The following is a 20385-nucleotide window of genomic DNA, read 5'->3' as shown; positions in this document are numbered from 1 at the left end:
TGTTTGTACATCGTTAGGTCTTTGAAGATGTGCATTCAAATGCTTTTTCTTTTATAACATTAAAAGGAGAAGAACCATGTTTAGAGAAATGAGAAGATTTAAGCAGTTATTGCCACAAGAAACCGCTATAGAAATTTTGAACAGAAATACAAGCGGAACTTTAGCGTTAATCGGAGATAATGATTATCCATACGCCGTTCCTATAAGCTATGTTTATATAGATGGAAAACTGTATTTCCATTCTGCTAAAAGCGGACACAAAATTGATGCAATTATTAAACATGAAAAAGCATCTTTTTGCGTAATTGATCAAGATCATATTGTGCCGGAGAAATATACTACATATTTCAGAAGCGTCATTGCGTTCGGTAAAGTACATCTTGTAGAAGATATGAATGAAATGCGTCGTATTGCAACCTTGCTTTTTATGAAATATTCAGCAGATTACAAAGATGGAATTCCTAAAGAAATTGATTCTTCTATCAGAAACATGGCAATCATTGAAATGACAATTGAACACCTGACTGGTAAAGAAGCAATTGACCTGGTTAAAATGAAAAAAGTTGATAAAGAATAAGCACTGCCACCGGGTAGTAGATGCGTAAAGCATTCGACTGTACATCGTTAGGTCTTTGAAGATGTATATTCGGATGCTTATTTTTTTGGAGGTTATTATGAAAGAGTTTAAGGACTATTTTTCAAAAAGTGAAATTGTTTTGTGGAGTTCTTCTGTAATGGTTATTATAATTTCATTCTGTGTTTTTGACAGAATAAATTATATGACTTTGTGTGCATCGCTAATAGGAGTAACATCTTTGATATTTAACGCAAAGGGAAATCCGTTTGGACAATTACTTATGGTTGTATTCAGTTTGCTGTATGGGATTATTTCATATACCTTTTCGTATTATGGGGAGATGATTACATATCTTGGAATGACAATGCCGATGGCAATTTTTGCCTTAATATCATGGCTGAAGAATCCGTATAACGGAAACAAAGCGGAGGTTAAAGTTAATAGCATTGGAAAAAGAGAAAATGTCTGTATGTGGATTGTGACATTTGTTGTTACATTTCTATTCTATTTGATTTTGAAGTGTTTTAATACAGCTAACATCATCCCGAGCACTATATCGGTAACAACAAGTTTTCTTGCAGTATACCTTACCTTTAGGAGAAGTCCGTATTTTGCATTGGCATACGCTGCCAATGATATTGTTTTGATTATATTATGGATATTGGCAAGTCTGTATGATATTAGATATGTTTCGGTGGTAGTATGTTTTATTGCGTTCTTTGCTAATGATATATACGGATTTGTAAGTTGGAGAAAAATGAAAACCAGACAGCAAGAAATAACTAATGTTGTGAGCATAATGTAAATTCCAGTTTGACAATTTCATATCCATACACACAAAGCAGTTAGTCTTAGGATTGACTGCTTTTTAATAAAAGACACCGCTTAGGTGTTAAGGGTGTCTTTTTAGTGCTATTTTATTGTCATATCAAGGCTCACTCAATCGTGGTAAATTCGTGGTAAATTGAATAATTTTCTATACTTCAAATTGCTTGAAAGTATAGTGTTTATGCGAATAATCGAAAATTATATATAAAATTTAGGTAAAATCATATTATATAGTCAAATCATATTGTTTGGTTTAATCATATTATATAGTCAAATCATATTGTTTAGTCTAATCATACTAATTCAGTTCTTTTAAAGTTTCTAGTATGAAAAAATCTCCATTTATATCAAAAAAATCCCTGAAAAATGAAAAAAATCATACTAAACAGTAGAATCTATTTTTTTAGTATGAAGAAAGCTGAAAAAGTGTTGAAAAAATCATACCAGATATATGCTGCAAGAAAAAGAAGTATGATTATGGCATAAGGCAGACTATCATGCGAAGTATGTGACAATAGGAATCATTGTTTAAATATGAAAATATAAGAGCTATAAAAACTATAAGAACTGTAAAGAATACAAGAATTGTAAAAGCTATAAGAACTGTGAAGAATACAAGAACTGTAAAGAATATAAGAACTTTAAATCTTATAAAAGAAAGGAATAATGCTTATGAAAAATTGGATACAAAATGAAATAAATGAATTGCAGAAGATACTCAATGATATAAAGCATTTTGAAGAGAAAGCACCAAGTGGTACGCTGAGAATTCATAATAAAAATGGAAAAACGTATTATTACAGGCAGATGAAAGATGAAGAAGGGAAGATGATACAACAATATCTTCCACTAAGAGAAATGAATTTTATTCGTATTCTGGCACAGAAGAGCTATTGCAAAAAGCTTAAGACCAAAGCAGAGAGAAATTTAAAAATACTTCAGCAGGTGGAGGCTGATTATGATATAGGATGGATGAGAGAGATTTATGAGGAGCAGGAATACCAGAGGAAGAAGCTGATCACACCATATCTAAAACCGGAAGAAGTTGTTTTGAAGGAATGGGAAGAGGAAAAATATGAGCAGAATATAGAATATCCGGAGAATTTACGATATGAGACGGAGCATGGGGAACTGGTGCGTTCCAAGTCAGAAGTGCTTATAGCTAATATGCTGCATCAGAAAAAAGACATTCTGCTATATAAGTATGAACGCCCATTAAAGTTAAAAAAGAAAGGAAAAGAGATAGAAATATATCCGGATTTTACAATTTTAAATAAGGAAACCGGGCGGATTCTTTATTGGGAACATGCGGGAATGATGGATAATATATCTTATGTAGGAAATTTTATCCGAAAGCAGAATTTATATATAGAAAATTATCTTATGCCGGGGCGGGATGTTATTTTTACTTATGAATCTTCGGAAAGTCCATTTGATATTTCAGGTGTAAAGAAGATGATACATATGATGATTGATGAAACAGAATAATATGCTGTCAGATTGGATATATGATGTGAATATATTCCTTGCATCTTTGTCTCATTTGTATTATAATTAATAACACAAATGAGACAAAGAAAATTTTAGAAAGAAAATTTAGAAAGGAAGTTTTCAGATGGTCATATCGATTGATGAGACAGCGGAAGTGCCGATTTACCAGCAGATTCGTAATCAGATTGTACTGGGAATTTCGGATGGCAGGTTAAAGCCAGGTGAGCAGCTTCCAACGGTCCGGGCTTTGGCAGGAGAGATAGGAATCAATTCTATGACAGTAAATAAGGCATATGCATTATTAAAGCAGGAAGGATATATTTATACCGACCGGCGGAATGGCGCTCATGTGCGGAATGAATTTACTGAGACAAAGGAACTGCAGGAGAAATCCAAAATAATATTACAACAGGTGATTTCCGAGGCAAAGATATGTGGCATAACGCAGGAAGAATTTTTAGCATTATGCAGGAATATGTATAAGGGGTGATGAAGATGTTTCTTAATATTATATTTTTTGCAACATTGTATCCGGTATTATTTATTGTATATGTGGTAATGGCGCTGCAAAGCGGACAGAAGAATGGAAGTATTTTTGGTGTAAATATGAAACCGGAATGGTTCGAAGAGGATGAAGTAAAGGCAATTCAGAAGCGGTTTAAAAGAGAAATGAGATGGTATGGGCTGCTGCTTGCGGTAATTCCTTTTAGCAGTCTTTTGACACCGTATTTTTCCATCCAGATGACGATCTGGTTGGTATGGATGTTTGGAGCAATTATATTACTGATGCTGCCATTGGTCTTTGCCAATAGCCGGCTGAAAGAATGGAAGCGGCAAAAGGGATACTATGAGACACAGTCAACAGAGCGATATGTGGAACTAAAGAATGCGGGAGCCATTCGGTGCATACATTTTTTCCAATTCTTTCTTCCGCTTGCCATAGGCATTATAGGCGCAGCTTTAGCACTGCCGGTTTATAAAATGGTTGGAATATCCTGTCTGATTGGAGCTGCCTGTGGATTCATTTATTTTCTGGTCGCAGTTATTATGGACAGACAGCCGATACAGGTCATCAGTTCAGATAGTGACATTAATATCAATTATAGCAGGGCAAAGAAAAATATCTGGAAAAATTTCTGGCTTTGCTGTATCTGGATGAATACCATATTGATATTATTTCTTCTGGCAATTTCATTCGTAGATAAGAAGGTAGAAAGCATAATGCTTATTGCCATGATAGTGTATGCAGTTCTCCTGCTGGTGATATGCATTCCGGTATTTATCAGACTGGGAAAAGTGGAAAAGGCTTATGCAGGCAAACATGATTTAAGCAACGGAACAGAAGATGATAGAAACTGGATAGGCGGTGTTCTTTATTATAATCCTAATGATCCGCATACGATGGTAGATAAAAAAGTCGGCATTGGAACAACTGTAAATATGGCGTCAAAAGCTGGAAAAGCAACAATGCTATTTACAGCACTGGTATTTCTTACTATTCCAATTTTATGTGCCTGGGTGATTGCAGAAGAGTTTACACCGATTCATCTGGAAATAGAAAATGGCAATCTTTGTGCAGAGCATATCCGCACCGATTATGAGCTTCCGCTGGATACCATAGAAGAGGTGGAAATGGTGACAGAACTTCCGCGCAGGTCTAAGATAAATGGAACAGGAATGGATAATCTTGAGAAAGGAACATTTAAGATTTATGAGCAGGGAGAATGTCAGGAGTTTTTAAATCCGCAGAATAAGAAATTTCTGCATTTTTCGGCAAATGGAAAACAATATTATATGAGTGGAGTGGATGATGCACAGACAGAAGAAATTTATAAGGAAATTCTGAGCAGATAGAAAGAGATTGAAAATAGAAAATTGAAAAAATAGGAAAGATTGAAAACGGCCGGCAGGAAAAACACATAAGAAAGGAATGTGTTTTTCCTGCCGGCGGTCTGTATTCAAAAGTGAAATTAGTTTTTCTTTCGTATATGAATTTCCGGAATCGCAACATTATCAAAGCTGACACTGGAAGTCTGTTCATCGGAAGATTCAGATGGAAAGGCAGCAGTGGTATTTTCTGCTGTATCCGGAGTGGAAGATGTCTTGTGCACCTCTGGAATGGCAACATTATCATAAGTCAGATCATAATTTTTCTTTTCACGTTCTTTTCTTGCATTCTTGATTTTATTTTTAAAATGAAACATAAGGTGCTCCTTTATTTACAAAATATTAATAAAAAATGTAATTACAAGGCTGTTGATGAAATCGGCAAACAGACTTCCCACCAGTGGAATCAGAAGGTATGCTTTGACGGATGGAACATAGCGGTCGCAGAGAGCCTGCATATTTGCCATGGCATTTGGTGTGGCACCCATACCGAATCCGCAGGTACCTGCAACAAGGACTGCTGCATCATAATCCCGCCCCATAATATTGAACTCAATAAAGTAAGTAAATACAGCAATCAGAATGACCTGTGAGCTTAATAAAATGATAAGCGGAAGTGCCAGAGAAGCCAGTTCCCATAATTTTAAAGTAATCATAGCCATACCAAGAAATAATGACAGGGAAATACCACCCAGGTCATTAATTTCTCCCATGTGGATCGTGGCATTGCCATGGGAGTATTCCACAATATTACGAATCAGTGCGGCTGCTAACATGGCACCAATATAAATTGGAAAAGTCAGTCCTGTTTTTGTTAGAAAATAGGAGAAAATAGTACCAAGTCCAATGGCAAGGATAAGCTGGAAAACAGCGGAAGCATACATGTTGGTATGGCGTTCGTGTTTTTTCTCATCTTCCACTAAGAGGCTGTCATCTTCGGAAGCAACAGTAGAGAGAAGATTTTTCTTTTCTACCAGGCGTTTTCCTAAAGGACCGCCAATCAGGCTTCCTGTAATCAGACCGAAGGTAGCAGCAGCGGTACAGATGGTAGTGGCACCATGGATATTGAAATCCTCCAGTACCGGTCCAAAAGCACCTGCTGTACCATGTCCGCCCACCATTGGAATGGAACCGGTACACATACCGATTAATGGATTTAATCCTAATAGTTTGGATAATCCAACGGCAAGAAAGTTCTGGGTAATAATAAGGGTAATGACCAGTCCTAAAAATACTGCCATGGATTTCCCACCACTTTTTAAGACTTTTAAGTTAGCCTGAAATCCTACGGAAGTAAAGAAGAATACCATACATACTTCCCGCAGGGTATCATCAAAGGAAAATTCTGCAACTCCGGTGCTGTAACAGATACAGGTGAAAATCGCAAAGAGCAGACCGCCGATAACGGGTGCCGGAATACAGAATTTTTCCAGAAAATGTATTCTTTTTCGTAAAAAACTTCCCAGCATGAGTACCAGCACAGCAACAGCTAAGGTCTGGTACATATCTAAATGTATATTCATAGTGTTCCTTTCTAGTTTGGTGTATTGCTTTCGGAAGAAAGCGTAATGCCCTGTTTCTCATAATAGGCAACAGCACCCGGATGGAATGGAATCGGTATGCCATCAGTAGCATAAGTTTCATCTAATTGCAGGTTTAAAGAAGTTGCATACTGTAAATCCTTCGCATGGGAAAAAAGCCATTCCGTCAAGTGCTCTACCGTATCGGAAGAGAGCTTGTCGGAAGCAAGGAGAACCGCTTTGACACCAAGGGTATGGATATCTTCCGTCTGTCCGGTGTAAGTATTGGCAGGAATGGTATATTCACTATAGGATGGATAAGCAGACAGCAATTTATTCCTGCATTTCTCATCAATATCCAAAAGACGGATATCACATTCTTTGGCTAATTCTTCGATTACAGTTGTCTGGATACCGGCAGTACAGAAAAATGCATCGATTTTTCCATTGATAAGCTGGTCAGCAGCATCGGTATAATCGAGGTTTACTGTTTTCACCAGCTCAGTGGTAAGTCCGCTCATGGTCAGAATCTGGTTAGCGTTCTGTTCAGTACCGGAATCCTCTGCACCGATGCTGACGGTTTTGCCCTGTAAATCATCCAGCGTCTGAATATTGGAGTCTGCACGGACGACAATCTGACAGGCTTCCGTATAAAGCCCGGCAATAGCGGAATATCCCTGACAAGGATCTCCCTCAAAAATTCCACTGCCTTCATAGGCGGAGGCAATCAGGTCAGACTGGGCTAATCCAAGTTCGATATATCCACCGGAGAGCAGCCTTAGATTGGCAGCAGAGCCTGCGGTTGTCTTAACTTCAAACTGATAGGTATCATCCTCCGAGGAGGCAAGTCCGGTAAAGGTATTGGCAAAGGTATAGTAGATTCCACCTATGTCAGCGGCACCAAAGCGGATGGTTTTCTGATAACCACTGCATCCACTCACAAAAAGCAGCGCAAGACATAGAAGAAGACGGAATGGTTTTTTCATATATAAAATCCTTTCTTTTTAAAATTTAATCCCAAAGAAATATTTTACAATAATTTTTTCAGAAAAGGAAGAGCGAAAATAGTGGCAAAGTGGTGAGAAAAAATATCGTTAATCCTATATTTTTTTAGAAAAAAAGAGATTATAATGTGATGGAAGGAAATGAAGGAGGAAGGATTTATGCAGAAAATAACAGTAAAAGTAGATGGTATGCAGTGTGGAATGTGTGAGGCACATGTAAATGATGCAGTGCGGGCAGCGTTTCCGGTAAAGAAAGTAACTTCATCCCACAGTAAAAAAGAGACCGTAATTATTACCGATACTGATATTCCGGAGGAAAAAATCAAGGAAGTGATTAAAAACAGTGGATATGATGCGTTAGAAGTAACAAAAGAACCATATGAGAAGAAGGGATTATTTTCAGCATTCCGCAAATAAACAGAATATCTTAAGAAAAATAATATATATATTATCGGCATAGTATGTTAAAATGAGGAATCGGAAATAATAGGAAAAGAGGACAACGAAATGTTATTGGATTTTGTAGAAATGCTGAAGGTTATTTTTCTTGGAATTGTAGAAGGAATTACAGAATGGCTTCCAATCAGCAGCACAGGACATATGCTTTTAGTGGATGAATTTATCAGGCTTGATATGACAGATTCATTCAAAGAGATGTTTTTCGTGGTGATACAGTTGGGAGCTATTCTTGCGGTAGTGCTTTTGTTCTGGAAGAAAATGTTCCCGTTTCAGTTTAAAGACAAGACACAGCCGGTCATCCGGAAAGATATTTTTTCTTTATGGTTTAAGGTTGTAGCTGCCTGCATACCGGGAGCTGTGGTAACGCTTTTGTTTGATGATTATGTGGATGCACATTTTCATACACCGCTTGTGATTGCTGCTGCATTGATTTTCTATGGTTTTGCGTTTATTCTGATTGAAAACTGGAATAAAAAGCGGAAAGTAAGGGTGGAAAGCTTAAATGATATTACTTATCAGACAGCATTTTTTATCGGACTTTTTCAGGTACTTGCAATTATTCCGGGAACCTCCCGTTCCGGTGCAACCATTATCGGAGCACTTTTAATCGGAGTATCCCGTGTGGCTGCAGCAGAGTTTACATTTTTCCTGGCTGTGCCGGTTATGTTTGGCTGGAGCCTGATCAAACTTATTAAGTTCGGCTTTGCGTTTTCTACTCAGGAACTTTGTGTCTTAGGCTTAGGTTGCGTGGTAGCATTTGCGGTATCTGTAGTAGTCATTCGTTTTCTGATGGGCTATATCAAAAAACACGATTTTAAAGTATTTGGCTGGTACCGGATTATTCTTGGAGCCATTGTTTTAGGCTATTTTGCACTATAGGAACCGCTTAAGAAAATGAGAGATTCTTCCGATATAAAGAATGGAACAGATTGTTTTAAGCAAAAGGATTTGCTTATAGATATTTTCAAGGAGGAATTTTTATGAACACAAACGCAGTAAATCAGGTGGCAGAAAACGTTTCTGGTTATACGGAATCGGAAAAGAGCAGCAAAGTCTCCGGAAAAACCATTGGAGAGCCAAAGCTTTCGGATAAGGCGAAAGAGTATTATGAGAAGCTGAAAAAGAAATTTAGCACGATGGATTTCATTCTGGTATCCAAGGATATGAAAGAGACAGCAAAAGCCAATGCAGGACAGTATGCCAATGCCAACAAAATGGTGGTCCTGATTGATGAAGAGAAGATTGAGCGGATGGCAGAAGATGAGTCTTACCGGAAACAGTACGAGGGAATCATAGCCAATGCATCCAGTCAGCTTGCAACCATGCAGAGTCGGTTTGCTAATGGACAGAGTGGTGTGAAGGCATATGGCATTCAGGTAAATGATGGCGGCAATGCATCATTTTTTGCAGTTGTAGATAAGTCTTTATCTCTTCAGAAGAAACGTATCGAAAAGAAACAGGAAGAAAACCGTGCAGAACGTAAGAAAGCTCAGAAGGAAGCTTATGAGAAACGAATGAATAAGGAGGATGAAGATACATCTTCCGTTAAGAAATCGGACAGGACTGACAGCACGGATAAAACTGGTAAGAGTGAAGAGCTTGTAACGGTTACTGCTGGTTCGTTGGAAGAACTGGAAAAGAAAATCCAGGATATGTTATATGACAGCATGAGCGATTATGTATTTACACCACGGGAAAAACAGGTTGGCTGGAATGTAGATTTTCGTGGATAATTAATAAAAGGCAGGATACAATATGGAAAAGAACCCCTATATATTGCACTCCGGGCAGCCCTGACTTTCTTAATCCACTGGGAAATCAAAGTGGAGAAAAAGGACTGCCTGGAGTAGAGGTACGATTCGTATGCTGACGTTCCGGAAGGGAATGGATAAACTGGCGTGGTGTCATGCCATAGCGTTTTTTAAATTCCCGGTAGAAGTAGGAAAGGCTGCTGAAACCGGCAGTCATGGCGGCATCTGTAATGGATAGCTCCTGCTGTTCTAAGAGGTCGGCAGCCTTTTGCAGGCGCAGGCTCTTGATATAATCTAAGCATGACATTCCGACATATTTCTTAAAAAAGCGCATGAAATGATATTCGCTGAAATAGCAGGAGGATGCCAGGCTTTCAATAGAAATATTTTCGGTATAATGTAATCCGATATATTCTAAGACACCCTTAATCTTCTGGGTATGTTCGCTTTGAAGCTGTGGCTGCTCAGAACTTTTGCTGCAGTACGGAAGTAGAAGGGTAAGAAGCTTTAACAGCAGGGATTTTAACATCAGTTCATATCCCGGCTGGGCAGCGGAATAACAGCTGCTGATTTCATAGAACAATGCGAGGGCATCCGGGTAGACCGGGTGCTCTTTTACTATATGAAAAGGGGGAATCAGCTGCTGCTTGGCAAGGGGCATCAGATATCGCATGGCACAGATATCTGCAGAGGATGCACCAAGGAAATCAAGGTGAAAGACATATGTTTCCGAATGCATATGCCCGGCAGGTAATATGGCAATGGAATGCAGAGCCAGAGGAGGAATGAAAACGAAATCTCCAGGCATAGCCTGAAAGCTTTCAAGGTCAACCTGATACGTACAGACACCGCTGGTAATCAGAGTAAATTCAGCCTCTTCATGCCAGTGTGGCGTAACAATGGGATACCGTTCCTGCAACGTAGTAAGATATTTCTTTAATGGAAAAATTCGTTCGCCATGAACGGCCTTTTCTTTTTGTTCCAGAGGGAGTTGTTTTTTATCTTTCATGGGAATCTCCTTTTAATGTTGCTTATTTAAACAGCATTTATCCTGATTTTTTATACAAACAAAATGAAAGAAATGGAATTTTGGATGCAGACGATGGAAGGTAGGTCTGATGCAAAACAGTGCATTTCTAAAATACATTTTTTCTTTCTATGATAAAAACAGTCTTTCCAATGTTTGACAAGATATCTGTACCGTTCGCCGAAGTATGGATGCATGATAAGGATTGTTAGGCGCACTTAGAATTTCATACAGCAATAGCCAACGCTGGCACAGGGACGTGCCGGCGAGGCGCATATGAACATGGATGTGAATTTGCGCCGGTTGGCAGATAAAATAATATTAATACTGAAATTCTTAGTGCGCCTTACTATCTTTATGCAGCATCCACACTCGACGGACGGTGCAGATATCCTCGTCAAAGCAAGCGGAAAGACAGTTTATAATCAAGAAAAAATGTATCTAAGAAATGCTGCTATTTTGTATCCTATAACCTACCTTCCACCGTCTGCATCTGAAATCCATAATCATATCGTTTATTTTGTTTTACATAAAAGAGCAGGATTGTGCAATAAAAACGCAAATATCACGGAAGAAACTTCCTAAAACTTCGTATATAATAACAGTATCATACAAAGAACGAAGTGTAAATACAGAAATAATGGAAATATGGAGGATGAGAACATGAAGAAAAAATGGTGGCATGACAAGGTAGCATATCAGATTTATCCAAAGAGCTTTCAGGACAGCAACGGAGATGGAATCGGTGATTTGAGAGGAATCATATCCAGACTGGATTATTTAAAGGAACTGGGTATCGATATCGTATGGCTTTCACCGATTTATAAATCCCCATTTGTAGACCAGGGATATGATATTTCAGATTATTATAATATTGCTGAAGAATTCGGAACCATGGAAGAGTTTGATGAGCTGCTTGCGGAAGCAAAGAAACGTGATATGTATATCGTAATGGATCTGGTGGTAAATCATTGCTCCGACCAGCATGAGTGGTTCCGGAAAGCACTGGCAGACCCGGATGGAGAGTATGCAGATTATTTCTATTTTGTGAAAGGAAAAGATGGCAAGGCTCCAAGTAATTACCGTTCCTATTTTGGCGGAAGCACCTGGGAGAAGGTGCCAAACAGTGATAAATACTATCTTCATATGTTCGCCAAAGAGCAGCCGGATTTAAACTGGGAGAATCCGGTAGTACGTCAGAAAATCTATGAAATGGTGAACTGGTGGTTAGACAAAGGCGTGGCGGGATTCCGTATTGATGCAATTATCAATATTAAGAAAGATATTAATTTCCCGTCCTTTGAGCCGGATGGACCGGACGGACTTGTAACCTGCATCAGGATGGTAGAAGAGGTAAATGGAGTAGGAGATTTCTTAGAGGAATTAAAGCATGAGACCTTTGAGAAGCACGATGCCTTTACAGTAGGAGAAGTCTTTAATATGAAGGAAGATGAACTCTTGGAATTTATCGGAGAGGATGGACATTTCTCTACGATGTTTGATTTCAGCGCCCATGTGCTTACTTTTGGTGAGCATGGCTGGTACGACCAGAAACCATTACGTTTTGAGGAATGGCGGAAAGTAATTTTCGATTCCCAGCAGGAATTACAGGGAAAATGCTTTAAGGCAAACATTATTGAAAATCATGATGAACCAAGAGGAGCAACTCATTATCTGCCGGAGCATGCCAGAAATGATGCAGGAAAGAAGATGCTTGGAACCGTATCCGTTCTTTTGCGTGGAATTCCATTTATCTATCAGGGACAGGAAATCGGGATGACCAACTGCAAACGAAATGATATTTCAGAATATGATGACATCAGCACCATCGACCAGTATCAGGAGGCGTTGCGTGCAGGACTCAGTGAAGAAGAAGCCTTGAAATGCTGCTATGAGAACAGCCGTGATAATGCCAGAACACCAATGCAGTGGTCCGATGGAAAAAATGGCGGATTTACAGATGGAACTCCATGGCTTGCCATGAATCCGAATTACATGGAAATCAACGTAGCAGCCCAGGAACATAAGGCAGATTCTGTATTGGCTTATTATAGGAAATTAATTGCACTGCGTAAGGCAAAAGAATACAAAGATACTTTCACTTATGGTATTTTTAAACCAAAATATGAAAATGCAGATGACATATTTGCTTTTGAACGGGTAAATGAAGAAAGCGGTCAGAAGCTTTTGATTCTTGCAAACTTTGGAACAGAAGAGCATACCATCACATTAGAGCAAAGAATTGCCAAGGTATTGTTAACCAATGAAGGCCGCCAGGAAGCAATCAATGCTGAGGCAGCCTTAAATGGAACAATTACATTAGACAGCTGTGAAACCGTTGTCTTAGAATTAGAAAAGTAAGATTTGTGGAAGCAATTTAATCTGGAAATTTATTCCATAATCTTGCCATCAACAGAGATGGTAACAACCTGCCATGGAATCATTTTCCCGCTTTGCTTTAAGGCATTCTGGACAGCCATTACAATGCCGCCGCAGCACGGAACCTCCATGCGCACAATACTGATATCTCTGATATTGTTATTGCGGATAATTTCAGTAAGCTTTTCACTGTAATCCACATCATCCAGTTTGGGACATCCAATCAGGGTGATGTGGTTTTTTATGAATTTTTCATGGAAATTGCCATAGGCAAAAGCTGTACAGTCTGCAGCAATCAGCAGTCTTGCATTGTCAAAATACGGAGCATTTGTAGGTGCTAATTTAATCTGAACCGGCCACTGGGTAAGCTGGCTTTCCGGTGCGTTTCCTGCTGTGACTGCGTTGGATGCAGTATCGGATGCGGTATTAGAGCCTGCAGAAGTATTTTCCGTGTTTTTACGCTGCATGGAGCGCATCCGGCTGCCCGGACATCCGCTGAAAACCGGAGCTGCGTGATTGGCTGAAACTGCAGGTTTTACCGAAGCCGCTTCACGGTTCTTTAAGTGCTCTTTTACAGCGGCTTCGTCATAAGCTGCGGCTTCCCTCTGTACAAAGGTAATAGCACCGGTAGGACATGCCGGAAGACAGTCACCTAACCCATCGCAGTAATCCTCTCTTAAAAGCTGGGCTTTTCCATCGACCATGCCGATGGCACCTTCGTGGCAGGCGGATGCACATAAACCGCATCCATTACATTTTTCTTTATCAATATGAATTATTTTACGAATCATTTTAGATTCCTCCTCGTTGATTTTGTATAGTCAGTATACTATAATAGCAATAAATAATCGGTTGGAAAAACAACGGAGGTTATAAAATGAAAAAATTTCCTGTAGAAATGAAAAATTCACCTTTTTTTGAAGGAATTGAGGAAACAGAAGAGGAGAAAGTCTTAAAGGGATTAGATGCCCATGAGATGACTTATGATAAAGAAAATTATATTCTGCACTGCGGAGAGCAGGTAAAAGAAATGGGGCTGCTGGTTTCTGGCGGACTTTTGATTGTGCAGGAGGATTTCTGGGGAAACCGGAATCTGGTTGCAAAAATAGAACCGGGGGATGTTTTTGCAGAGACTTTTGCCTGTATGCAGAGGCGGAATATTAATGTAAGTGTGATTGCAGAAGAGGCAGCAAATGTGCTGTGGCTGAACGTTCGGAATATATTGGATGCAGATGGAGAAACGGAAGGCTGGAAGCTGGTTCTGCTTCGGAATTTATTAGAGAATATGGCAGAAAAGAATCTTCGCTTTAATGAAAAATTAACCCATATGGGAAAACGCAATACCAGGGAAAAGTTATTGTCCTATCTGTCAGCAGAGGCACAGAAGCATGGAACATCAGAGTTTGATATTCCATTTTCCAGACAGCAGTTAGCAGATTATCTTTCTGTGGAACGGAGTGCGATGTCAACGGAGCTTGGAAAATTAAGAGATGAGGGACGGCTTTCTTTCCGGAAGAATCATTTTTGCCTGAACAGAGATGCATATTTGTAATAGAAGAAAATGCACTCTTGAGAAATTGTATTGAATTCAAAACTTGATTTTTATTTAAAAGAGGGTACAATAATATGCAGTTAAAATAATACATAGAAAAAGAGGAGAGAAAGATATGTTTGGTTTTGGTCAACTGATTGATATTTTGAAGAAAAGCCCAAAGAAAATTGTGTTTACAGAGGGAAATGACCCAAGAATTTTAGAGGCAGCATCCCGTCTGCTGGCAAGTAATTTCTTAAGCCCGATTCTGGTTGGAAATGAGGCTGAGATTCAGAAAGCAGCAGAGGAGAGCGGATTTAATATTCGTGGAGCCAAAATTATCGATCCATTACATTTTGAAAAATTTGATGAAATGGTTACCATGTTCTGTGATTTAAGAAAGAGCAAAGGCGTAACACCGGAGCAGGCAAAAGGAATTCTTTCACAGGCTAATTATTTCGGAACCATGTTAGTAAAAATGGGATATGCTGATGCACTGTTAGGTGGAGCAACCTATTCTACAGCAGATACTGTTCGTCCAGCATTACAGTTAATTAAGACAAAACCGGGTAACAGCATTGTATCATCCTGCTTTATTCTGGTACGTCCTTCTGCAACCGGCGAGAATGAAGTACTGGCAATGGCTGACTGTGCAATCAACATTCATCCGACAGAAGATGAGCTGGTTGAAATTGCCGGAGAAGCAGCTGAGTGTGCAAAGATATTCGGTGTAGATCCAAAGGTGGCATTCTTAAGCTATTCTACATTAGGCTCCGGAAAGGGCGAGGATGTAGATAAGATGCGTAATGCTGCAAACAAGACAAGAGAAAAATATCCGGAGCTTCCAATCGAGGGAGAGCTTCAGTTTGATGCAGCCGTATCTCCAAGAGTTGCACGTACCAAATGTCCGGAATCCAAAGTGGCAGGACATGCAAATACCTTTATTTTCCCAGATATCAATGCCGGAAATATCGGATATAAGATTGCACAGCGTCTTGGTAACTTCGATGCATATGGTCCGATTCTTCTTGGATTGAATGCACCAATCAATGACTTATCCCGCGGATGTAATGCGTCAGAAGTATATTCCATGGCAATTATTACAGCTGCATTAGCTTAAACTGTTAGAATGAAAAGGTGACGGTATGCATAACGAATTAACACAAAGTGATATCAAGAAGATGGAAGAAGAAATTGAATATCGGAAATTAGTGGTACGAAAGAATGCAATCCGTGCTGTACAGGAAGCAAGAGAACAGGGTGACTTAAGTGAAAACTTCGAGTATTATGCCGCCAAGAAAGATAAGAATAAAAACGAAAGCAGAATTCGTTATTTAGAGCGCATGATTCGTACTGCAGTCGTGGTATCAGATGACTCTAAGGAAGACGAGGCAGGTATCAATAATACGGTGACGGTTTATATTGAAGAAGATGATATGGAAGAATCCTTCAAATTGGTGACTACCATGCGTGGAAATTCGCTGAAAGGATTAATCAGTATCGAATCTCCTATGGGGAAAGCAGTGCTTGGTCATAAGGTAGGAGACCGTGTCAGTGTGAAGGTAAATGACGATTACAGTTATGATGTTATAATCCGTAAAATTGAAAATACCGGAGAAGAGAACGAGAAAATCCGAAGCTTCTAAAAGATAATAAGAATAAGAATAAGAACCGGAAAACGGTTTAAAAAGGCGAGAAGAGGTCTGTAAAAGGTGATGCTTTTGCAGGCTTCTTTTTTTACTTTACAGGAAATTGCTTTCCTGTAAAGTAAAAAAAGCTCCGCGAGGATGTACCAAGGTGTATCCTGTTTTGTATATTTTGCACAAATTGTGAAATGGATTTTTGTGAATGAAAATGACGGAATATGATTGACCATGACGGTTTTTGAACGTATAATAAAACCATAGAAAGCAGAAAATAGAAAAAAGGAATGGGAGGGATGATATGCTGACAGAGGAAAGATATGGAAAAATCCTTTCCCTGCTGGAAGAACAGGGCAGTGTTAAAGTAACTGAGCTGATGCAGCTTTTCGATGCTTCCGAGTCAACGGTACGAAGAGATTTGAATACTTTAGACGAAAATGGAAAGCTTTTGAAGGTTCATGGCGGTGCAATTTTAAGAGGAACAGTTTTTCATACACAGGATGATGATGTGCTACTTCGAAGAAACATGCATCGTGATGAGAAGGCAGCCATAGCGAAGTATGCAGCATCCTTAATTACAGCAGATGATTTTATTTATCTGGATGCAGGAACCACAACAGACTGCATGATTGATTTTATGGATGTGAAGCCATCCTGTGTGGTAACCAACGCAGTAGCCCATGCAAAACGGCTCTCTGAACTGGGATGTGAGGTTTATATCATCGGCGGAGAGTTCAAGGCATCCACAGAAGCTGTGGTAGGTGCTGAGGCAGTGGAGTCCTTGGATAAATATAACTTTACAAAAGGTTTCTTCGGAACTAATGGAATTAATGTAGAAAAAGGATATACCACACCAGATGTGAAAGAGGCTATGGTAAAGAAGAAAGCAATGGCAAATTGCAGACAGTGTTATATTCTGGGAGATAAGAGCAAATTTGCACAGATATCCAGTGTGACATTTGCACCATTTGCTTCAGCAGATGTGATTACAACAGGTCTTACGTTGGAATCTTATCGGAAGTATAAAAATATAAAGGAGGTGGAAGAATGATTTATACCGTAACGTTTAATCCGTCATTGGATTATGTGGTGGATGTAAAAAACTTCAAAACCGGTCAGGTAAATCGGACGGAACAGGAGAAAATGTTCCCGGGAGGAAAGGGAATCAACGTATCCATCGTACTGAATCATCTGGGATTAAAGAGTACCGCCTGGGGCTTTTTAGCTGGCTTTACCGGAGAAGAAATCAGTAAGCGTCTGGATGAAGAGGGTGTAAATACCGATTTCATTCAGGTAGAGGAAGGAATATCAAGAATTAATGTGAAGCTTCGGTCCACTGAAGAAACAGAAATCAATGGCCAGGGACCGATGATTCGCAGCACAGATATCGAGAAACTTTATGCTAAATTAGATGCTTTAAAAGCCGGTGATGTGTTGGTATTGGCAGGAAGTATACCGGATGTTATGCCGCAGTCCATATATATGGATATCATGAAATACCTGGAAGGAAAGGATGTCATGATTGCTGTAGATGCAACCAGAGAACTTCTGGCAAATGTACTTCCGCTTCATCCATTCCTGATTAAACCAAATAATCATGAATTAGGACAGTTATTTGGTGTGACAATCAACAGCAAAGAGGATGTAAAGAAATACGCAGCACAACTACAGGAGCAGGGTGCAAGAAATGTCCTTGTTTCCATGGCTGGCGACGGAGCTGTGCTTTTGACAGAAGAGGGAAAAGCTTATGAGAGCGAAGCTCCGAAGGGAAAAGTAAAGAATTCCGTAGGAGCAGGAGACTCCATGGTGGCAGGTTTTCTGGCAGGATATTTAAAGAATAAGGATTATGCGCAGGCGTATAAGATGGGAATCTGTACCGGAAGTGCCAGTGCATTTTCAGAAGAACTTGCAACGAAAGAAGAAGTAGAACAATTATTAAAGAATCATGCATTTCCATTTTAAGAAGGAGGAAGGTATATGAGAATCAGAGATTTGCTGGCACCGGAAAGCATTCAGTTGAATGGCTCAGCAACCGGAAAGGAAGATGTATTAAACCAGATGGTTTCCCTGATGGTAAAGAGTGGAAAAATTACAGATGAAGAGAATTACCGGAAAGGAGTCTTTGCAAGAGAGGAAGAGAGTACCACAGGAATTGGAGAGGGCATTGCAATTCCTCATTGCAAATCAGCAGCCGTAAAGAAACCGGGATTAAGTGCAATGGTATTAAAGGATGGGGTAGATTTTGATGCCTTAGATGGAGAGAAAGTTCATTTAATATTCTTAATTGCAGCACCGGATACAGAAGATAATGTACATCTTGACGTATTAAGCCGTCTGTCTGTTCTTCTGATGGATGAGAATTTCACCAACGGATTAAAACAGGCTGCTTCGGTTGAAGAATTCTTAAAAGTCATTGATGAAGCAGAGTCTGAGAAGGAAGAAAAGGAAGAACAGAAGGAAACAGAAATAAAGGAACCGGAAGAAAATCAGAAAAAGATTCTTGCAGTAACCGGATGTCCGACTGGAATTGCCCATACATACATGGCAGCAGAAAGTCTGGAAAAGAAGGCAGCAGAATTAGGTTGCTTTATTAAGGTGGAAACAAGAGGCTCCGGCGGAGCAAAAAATGTGCTTACTGCAAAAGAAATTGAAGAAGCAGACTGCATTATTGTTGCAGCCGATACCAAAGTCCCGATGGATCGTTTTGCCGGAAAACCGGTTATCATCTGTCAGGTTTCCGATGGAATCAGTAAAGCAGATAAATTAATACAGCGCGCTATGGCAAAGGATGCACCAATTTATAAAGGCAGCGGCGAAGCATCAGAAAGTGAAAGCATGGGCGGAGAAAGTTTTGGACACAAAGTTTACAAGCATCTGATGAATGGTGTTTCCCATATGCTTCCGTTTGTTGTCGGTGGTGGTATTATGATTGCCATTGCATTCTTAATCGACAGCTTTGGTGTAGACCTTGCATCACTTCCTACGGATGAGCGTGCTAATTTTGGTACAATTCTTCCGGCAGCAGCATTCTTTAAGTCCATTGGAGGACTGGCATTTGGCTTTATGCTTCCTGTACTGGCTGGCTATATTGCCATGAGTATTGCAGACCGTCCGGGACTGGTAGTAGGTTTCGTTGGAGGAGCAATTGCAGCAAATGGAAAATCAGGTTTCCTTGGAGCCTTAGTAGCCGGATTTGCCGCAGGTCTTATCATCCAGTTATTAAAGAAAATCTTTGACAAACTGCCAAAAGGCCTGGATGGATTGAAACCGGTTCTACTGTATCCGCTGCTTGGTGTATTGTTAATAGGTGCATTGATGACCTTTATCATCGAACCACCGGTCGGAGCTTTGAATATTGCAATTAATACAGGACTGGCACATATGAATGGTGTAAGCTCGGTATTACTGGGAGCATTGGTAGCTGGAATGATGGCTGTGGATATGGGTGGTCCTTTAAATAAGGCAGCATATGTATTTGGAACTGCATCCATTGCCGCTGGAAACTATAATATTATGGCAGCCGTTATGATTGGAGGTATGGTACCACCAATTGCCATTGCACTTGGAACCTTATTTTTCAAAAATAAATTTACAGCAGAAGAAAGAAAAGCCGGACCGACAAACTTTATTATGGGATTATCCTTTATTACAGAAGGTGCAATACCGTTTGCAGCAGCGGATCCGCTGCGCGTGATTCCAGCCTGTGTGGTAGGTTCTGCAATTGCAGGAGCAATGTCTATGGCATTTAACTGTACACTGATGGCACCACATGGTGGAATCTTCGTATTCTTAGTAATGGGTAATGCAATCTGGTATCTTTTATCATTGATTGTAGGTTCAGCAGTATCTTGTCTGCTTTTGGGATTGTTAAAAAAGAAGATTGTATGATATAATAAATGATGTACTCACGAATAGTGAGCATAAGCGAGTCAAAATACTTGCAAATTAAAACTATGGTATAAAAAACGGGAAAAAATATAACTTTTTAGGAGGAAGAACATGAAGGAATTTACTTACACAATCACAGATGAGCAGGGAATCCATGCAAGACCGGCAGGATTACTGGTAAAGGAAGCTGCAGGATTTGCAAGTGCAATTACCATTGAAAAGGATGGTAAGAAAGTAGATGCAAAGAGAATCCTTGGCGTTATGGGGCTGGGTGCTAAGAAAGGTGCAGAAATCACACTTCGTGCTGAAGGTGAAGATGAAGATGCAGCAATTGAAAAATTAAGTGCATTCTTACAGGAGAATCTGTAAAGCCAGGAAGAATATTTAAGCTGAAGTGCAT

General features: G+C 39.6%; 22 protein-coding genes. 17 read left to right on the top strand and 5 right to left on the bottom strand.

Annotated elements, in window-relative coordinates; all coding sequences use genetic code 11:
* Window positions 1-76: 76 nt before the first annotated feature.
* The 5 genes from DXB39_RS03410 (at window position 77) to DXB39_RS03390 (ending at window position 4750) form a co-directional block, all read left to right on the top strand.
* Window positions 77-577, top strand: coding sequence for a pyridoxamine 5'-phosphate oxidase family protein (locus DXB39_RS03410; RefSeq protein WP_071143405.1), 501 nt, complete (start codon window positions 77-79; stop codon window positions 575-577).
* A 97-nt stretch (window positions 578-674) separates the two neighbouring features.
* On the top strand, window positions 675-1382 hold the full coding sequence (gene pnuC / locus DXB39_RS03405; RefSeq protein ID WP_199484358.1) for a nicotinamide riboside transporter PnuC: 708 nt from the start codon (window positions 675-677) through the stop codon (window positions 1380-1382).
* Window positions 1383-2077: 695 nt separating this feature from the next.
* Window positions 2078-2893, top strand: coding sequence for a hypothetical protein (locus DXB39_RS03400; RefSeq protein WP_117840962.1), 816 nt, complete (start codon window positions 2078-2080; stop codon window positions 2891-2893).
* A gap of 127 nt (window positions 2894-3020) precedes the next feature.
* A complete protein-coding gene (locus DXB39_RS03395; RefSeq protein ID WP_117697075.1) occupies window positions 3021-3386 on the top strand; it encodes a GntR family transcriptional regulator in 366 nt (121 codons plus the stop codon).
* 5 nt (window positions 3387-3391) lie between these two features.
* Window positions 3392-4750 (top strand): DUF5808 domain-containing protein, encoded by a 1359-nt coding sequence (locus tag DXB39_RS03390; RefSeq protein WP_158565938.1) that lies wholly within the window; start codon window positions 3392-3394, stop codon window positions 4748-4750.
* 116 nt (window positions 4751-4866) lie between these two features.
* Here the strand turns inward: DXB39_RS03390 and DXB39_RS03385 are convergent, their stop codons facing one another.
* From DXB39_RS03385 to DXB39_RS03375, 3 genes are read right to left on the bottom strand one after another with little or no spacing between them, the layout of a single operon-like run.
* Window positions 4867-5100 carry a hypothetical protein gene (locus DXB39_RS03385; protein WP_117697081.1) on the bottom strand — a complete coding sequence of 78 codons (234 nt, stop codon included), beginning with the start codon at window positions 5098-5100 and terminating at the stop codon, window positions 4867-4869.
* 15 nt (window positions 5101-5115) lie between these two features.
* On the bottom strand, window positions 5116-6306 hold the full coding sequence (gene gltS, locus DXB39_RS03380; protein ID WP_117697084.1) for a sodium/glutamate symporter: 1191 nt from the start codon (window positions 6304-6306) through the stop codon (window positions 5116-5118).
* Between the two features lie 11 nt (window positions 6307-6317).
* On the bottom strand, window positions 6318-7289 hold the full coding sequence (locus DXB39_RS03375) for a TAXI family TRAP transporter solute-binding subunit (RefSeq protein ID WP_117840964.1): 972 nt from the start codon (window positions 7287-7289) through the stop codon (window positions 6318-6320).
* A gap of 177 nt (window positions 7290-7466) precedes the next feature.
* Between DXB39_RS03375 and DXB39_RS03370 the strand changes: the two genes are divergently transcribed.
* The 3 genes from DXB39_RS03370 (at window position 7467) to DXB39_RS03360 (ending at window position 9499) form a co-directional block, all read left to right on the top strand.
* Window positions 7467-7724, top strand: coding sequence for a heavy-metal-associated domain-containing protein (locus DXB39_RS03370; RefSeq protein ID WP_117840965.1), 258 nt, complete (start codon window positions 7467-7469; stop codon window positions 7722-7724).
* A 90-nt stretch (window positions 7725-7814) separates the two neighbouring features.
* A complete protein-coding gene (locus DXB39_RS03365; protein ID WP_117840966.1) occupies window positions 7815-8645 on the top strand; it encodes an undecaprenyl-diphosphate phosphatase in 831 nt (276 codons plus the stop codon).
* 101 nt (window positions 8646-8746) lie between these two features.
* Window positions 8747-9499 (top strand): DUF6033 family protein, encoded by a 753-nt coding sequence (locus DXB39_RS03360; RefSeq protein ID WP_117840967.1) that lies wholly within the window; start codon window positions 8747-8749, stop codon window positions 9497-9499.
* Between the two features lie 85 nt (window positions 9500-9584).
* Here DXB39_RS03360 and DXB39_RS03355 read toward each other — a convergent pair whose 3' ends face one another.
* Window positions 9585-10526, bottom strand: a complete 942-nt coding sequence (locus DXB39_RS03355) for an AraC family transcriptional regulator (protein WP_117840968.1) — start codon at window positions 10524-10526, stop codon at window positions 9585-9587.
* Between the two features lie 300 nt (window positions 10527-10826).
* Here DXB39_RS03355 and DXB39_RS03350 point away from each other — a divergent pair, with 300 nt between their 5' ends.
* Together DXB39_RS03350 and DXB39_RS03345 are read left to right on the top strand one after the other, a co-directional pair.
* Entirely contained in the window at window positions 10827-11129 is a 303-nt protein-coding gene (locus tag DXB39_RS03350; RefSeq protein WP_117840969.1) for a hypothetical protein, read from the top strand.
* A 78-nt stretch (window positions 11130-11207) separates the two neighbouring features.
* Window positions 11208-12905, top strand: a complete 1698-nt coding sequence (locus tag DXB39_RS03345) for an alpha-glucosidase (protein ID WP_117840970.1) — start codon at window positions 11208-11210, stop codon at window positions 12903-12905.
* A 29-nt stretch (window positions 12906-12934) separates the two neighbouring features.
* Here DXB39_RS03345 and DXB39_RS03340 read toward each other — a convergent pair whose 3' ends face one another.
* A complete protein-coding gene (locus tag DXB39_RS03340; RefSeq protein WP_117840971.1) occupies window positions 12935-13714 on the bottom strand; it encodes an ATP-binding protein in 780 nt (259 codons plus the stop codon).
* An 86-nt stretch (window positions 13715-13800) separates the two neighbouring features.
* On the opposite strand from DXB39_RS03340, the gene DXB39_RS03335 reads away from it, so the two are divergent.
* From DXB39_RS03335 to DXB39_RS03300, 7 genes are all read left to right on the top strand, one after another.
* Entirely contained in the window at window positions 13801-14475 is a 675-nt protein-coding gene (locus DXB39_RS03335; protein WP_117697103.1) for a Crp/Fnr family transcriptional regulator, read from the top strand.
* A gap of 115 nt (window positions 14476-14590) precedes the next feature.
* Window positions 14591-15574, top strand: a complete 984-nt coding sequence (pta, locus tag DXB39_RS03330; RefSeq protein WP_117697104.1) for a phosphate acetyltransferase — start codon at window positions 14591-14593, stop codon at window positions 15572-15574.
* A gap of 25 nt (window positions 15575-15599) precedes the next feature.
* Window positions 15600-16100: a GreA/GreB family elongation factor gene (locus DXB39_RS03325; protein ID WP_022242620.1), complete on the top strand. Its 501-nt coding sequence runs from the start codon at window positions 15600-15602 to the stop codon at window positions 16098-16100.
* A gap of 298 nt (window positions 16101-16398) precedes the next feature.
* Window positions 16399-17148, top strand: coding sequence for a DeoR/GlpR family DNA-binding transcription regulator (locus tag DXB39_RS03315; RefSeq protein ID WP_117901598.1), 750 nt, complete (start codon window positions 16399-16401; stop codon window positions 17146-17148).
* Window positions 17145-18059, top strand: coding sequence for a 1-phosphofructokinase (gene pfkB, locus DXB39_RS03310; RefSeq protein ID WP_117840974.1), 915 nt, complete (start codon window positions 17145-17147; stop codon window positions 18057-18059). Before DXB39_RS03315 ends, pfkB begins: the two co-directional genes overlap by 4 nt.
* Window positions 18060-18074: 15 nt before the next feature.
* The gene (locus tag DXB39_RS03305) at window positions 18075-19985 is read left to right on the top strand and encodes a PTS fructose transporter subunit IIABC (protein WP_117840975.1); all 1911 of its coding nucleotides are present in this window, start codon (window positions 18075-18077) and stop codon (window positions 19983-19985) included.
* 111 nt (window positions 19986-20096) lie between these two features.
* The gene (locus DXB39_RS03300; protein ID WP_117697112.1) at window positions 20097-20354 is read left to right on the top strand and encodes an HPr family phosphocarrier protein; all 258 of its coding nucleotides are present in this window, start codon (window positions 20097-20099) and stop codon (window positions 20352-20354) included.
* The last annotated feature ends 31 nt before the right edge of the window (window positions 20355-20385 follow it).

This window comes from Roseburia sp. OM03-7AC, from assembly GCF_003462625.1.
GTDB classification, from domain to species: Bacteria; Bacillota; Clostridia; order Lachnospirales; family Lachnospiraceae; genus Roseburia_C; species Roseburia_C amylophila.
The sequence above is the reverse complement of the archived record's forward strand: the minus strand, read 5'-3'. Positions and strand labels throughout refer to the sequence as shown.

Bases quoted from the DNA above. Each gene is read 5' to 3' on its own strand.
- DXB39_RS03410 (WP_071143405.1), top strand. From the start codon at position 77: ATGTTTAGAGAAATGAGAAGATTTAAGCAGTTATTGCCACAAGAAACC.
- pnuC (WP_199484358.1), top strand. From the start codon at position 675: ATGAAAGAGTTTAAGGACTATTTTTCAAAAAGTGAAATTGTTTTGTGG.
- DXB39_RS03400 (WP_117840962.1), top strand. From the start codon at position 2,078: ATGAAAAATTGGATACAAAATGAAATAAATGAATTGCAGAAGATACTC.
- DXB39_RS03395 (WP_117697075.1), top strand. From the start codon at position 3,021: ATGGTCATATCGATTGATGAGACAGCGGAAGTGCCGATTTACCAGCAG.
- DXB39_RS03390 (WP_158565938.1), top strand. From the start codon at position 3,392: ATGTTTCTTAATATTATATTTTTTGCAACATTGTATCCGGTATTATTT.
- DXB39_RS03385 (WP_117697081.1), bottom strand. From the start codon at position 5,100: ATGTTTCATTTTAAAAATAAAATCAAGAATGCAAGAAAAGAACGTGAA.
- gltS (WP_117697084.1), bottom strand. From the start codon at position 6,306: ATGAATATACATTTAGATATGTACCAGACCTTAGCTGTTGCTGTGCTG.
- DXB39_RS03375 (WP_117840964.1), bottom strand. From the start codon at position 7,289: ATGAAAAAACCATTCCGTCTTCTTCTATGTCTTGCGCTGCTTTTTGTG.
- DXB39_RS03370 (WP_117840965.1), top strand. From the start codon at position 7,467: ATGCAGAAAATAACAGTAAAAGTAGATGGTATGCAGTGTGGAATGTGT.
- DXB39_RS03365 (WP_117840966.1), top strand. From the start codon at position 7,815: ATGTTATTGGATTTTGTAGAAATGCTGAAGGTTATTTTTCTTGGAATT.
- DXB39_RS03360 (WP_117840967.1), top strand. From the start codon at position 8,747: ATGAACACAAACGCAGTAAATCAGGTGGCAGAAAACGTTTCTGGTTAT.
- DXB39_RS03355 (WP_117840968.1), bottom strand. From the start codon at position 10,526: ATGAAAGATAAAAAACAACTCCCTCTGGAACAAAAAGAAAAGGCCGTT.
- DXB39_RS03350 (WP_117840969.1), top strand. From the start codon at position 10,827: ATGGATGTGAATTTGCGCCGGTTGGCAGATAAAATAATATTAATACTG.
- DXB39_RS03345 (WP_117840970.1), top strand. From the start codon at position 11,208: ATGAAGAAAAAATGGTGGCATGACAAGGTAGCATATCAGATTTATCCA.
- DXB39_RS03340 (WP_117840971.1), bottom strand. From the start codon at position 13,714: ATGATTCGTAAAATAATTCATATTGATAAAGAAAAATGTAATGGATGC.
- DXB39_RS03335 (WP_117697103.1), top strand. From the start codon at position 13,801: ATGAAAAAATTTCCTGTAGAAATGAAAAATTCACCTTTTTTTGAAGGA.
- pta (WP_117697104.1), top strand. From the start codon at position 14,591: ATGTTTGGTTTTGGTCAACTGATTGATATTTTGAAGAAAAGCCCAAAG.
- DXB39_RS03325 (WP_022242620.1), top strand. From the start codon at position 15,600: ATGCATAACGAATTAACACAAAGTGATATCAAGAAGATGGAAGAAGAA.
- DXB39_RS03315 (WP_117901598.1), top strand. From the start codon at position 16,399: ATGCTGACAGAGGAAAGATATGGAAAAATCCTTTCCCTGCTGGAAGAA.
- pfkB (WP_117840974.1), top strand. From the start codon at position 17,145: ATGATTTATACCGTAACGTTTAATCCGTCATTGGATTATGTGGTGGAT.
- DXB39_RS03305 (WP_117840975.1), top strand. From the start codon at position 18,075: ATGAGAATCAGAGATTTGCTGGCACCGGAAAGCATTCAGTTGAATGGC.
- DXB39_RS03300 (WP_117697112.1), top strand. From the start codon at position 20,097: ATGAAGGAATTTACTTACACAATCACAGATGAGCAGGGAATCCATGCA.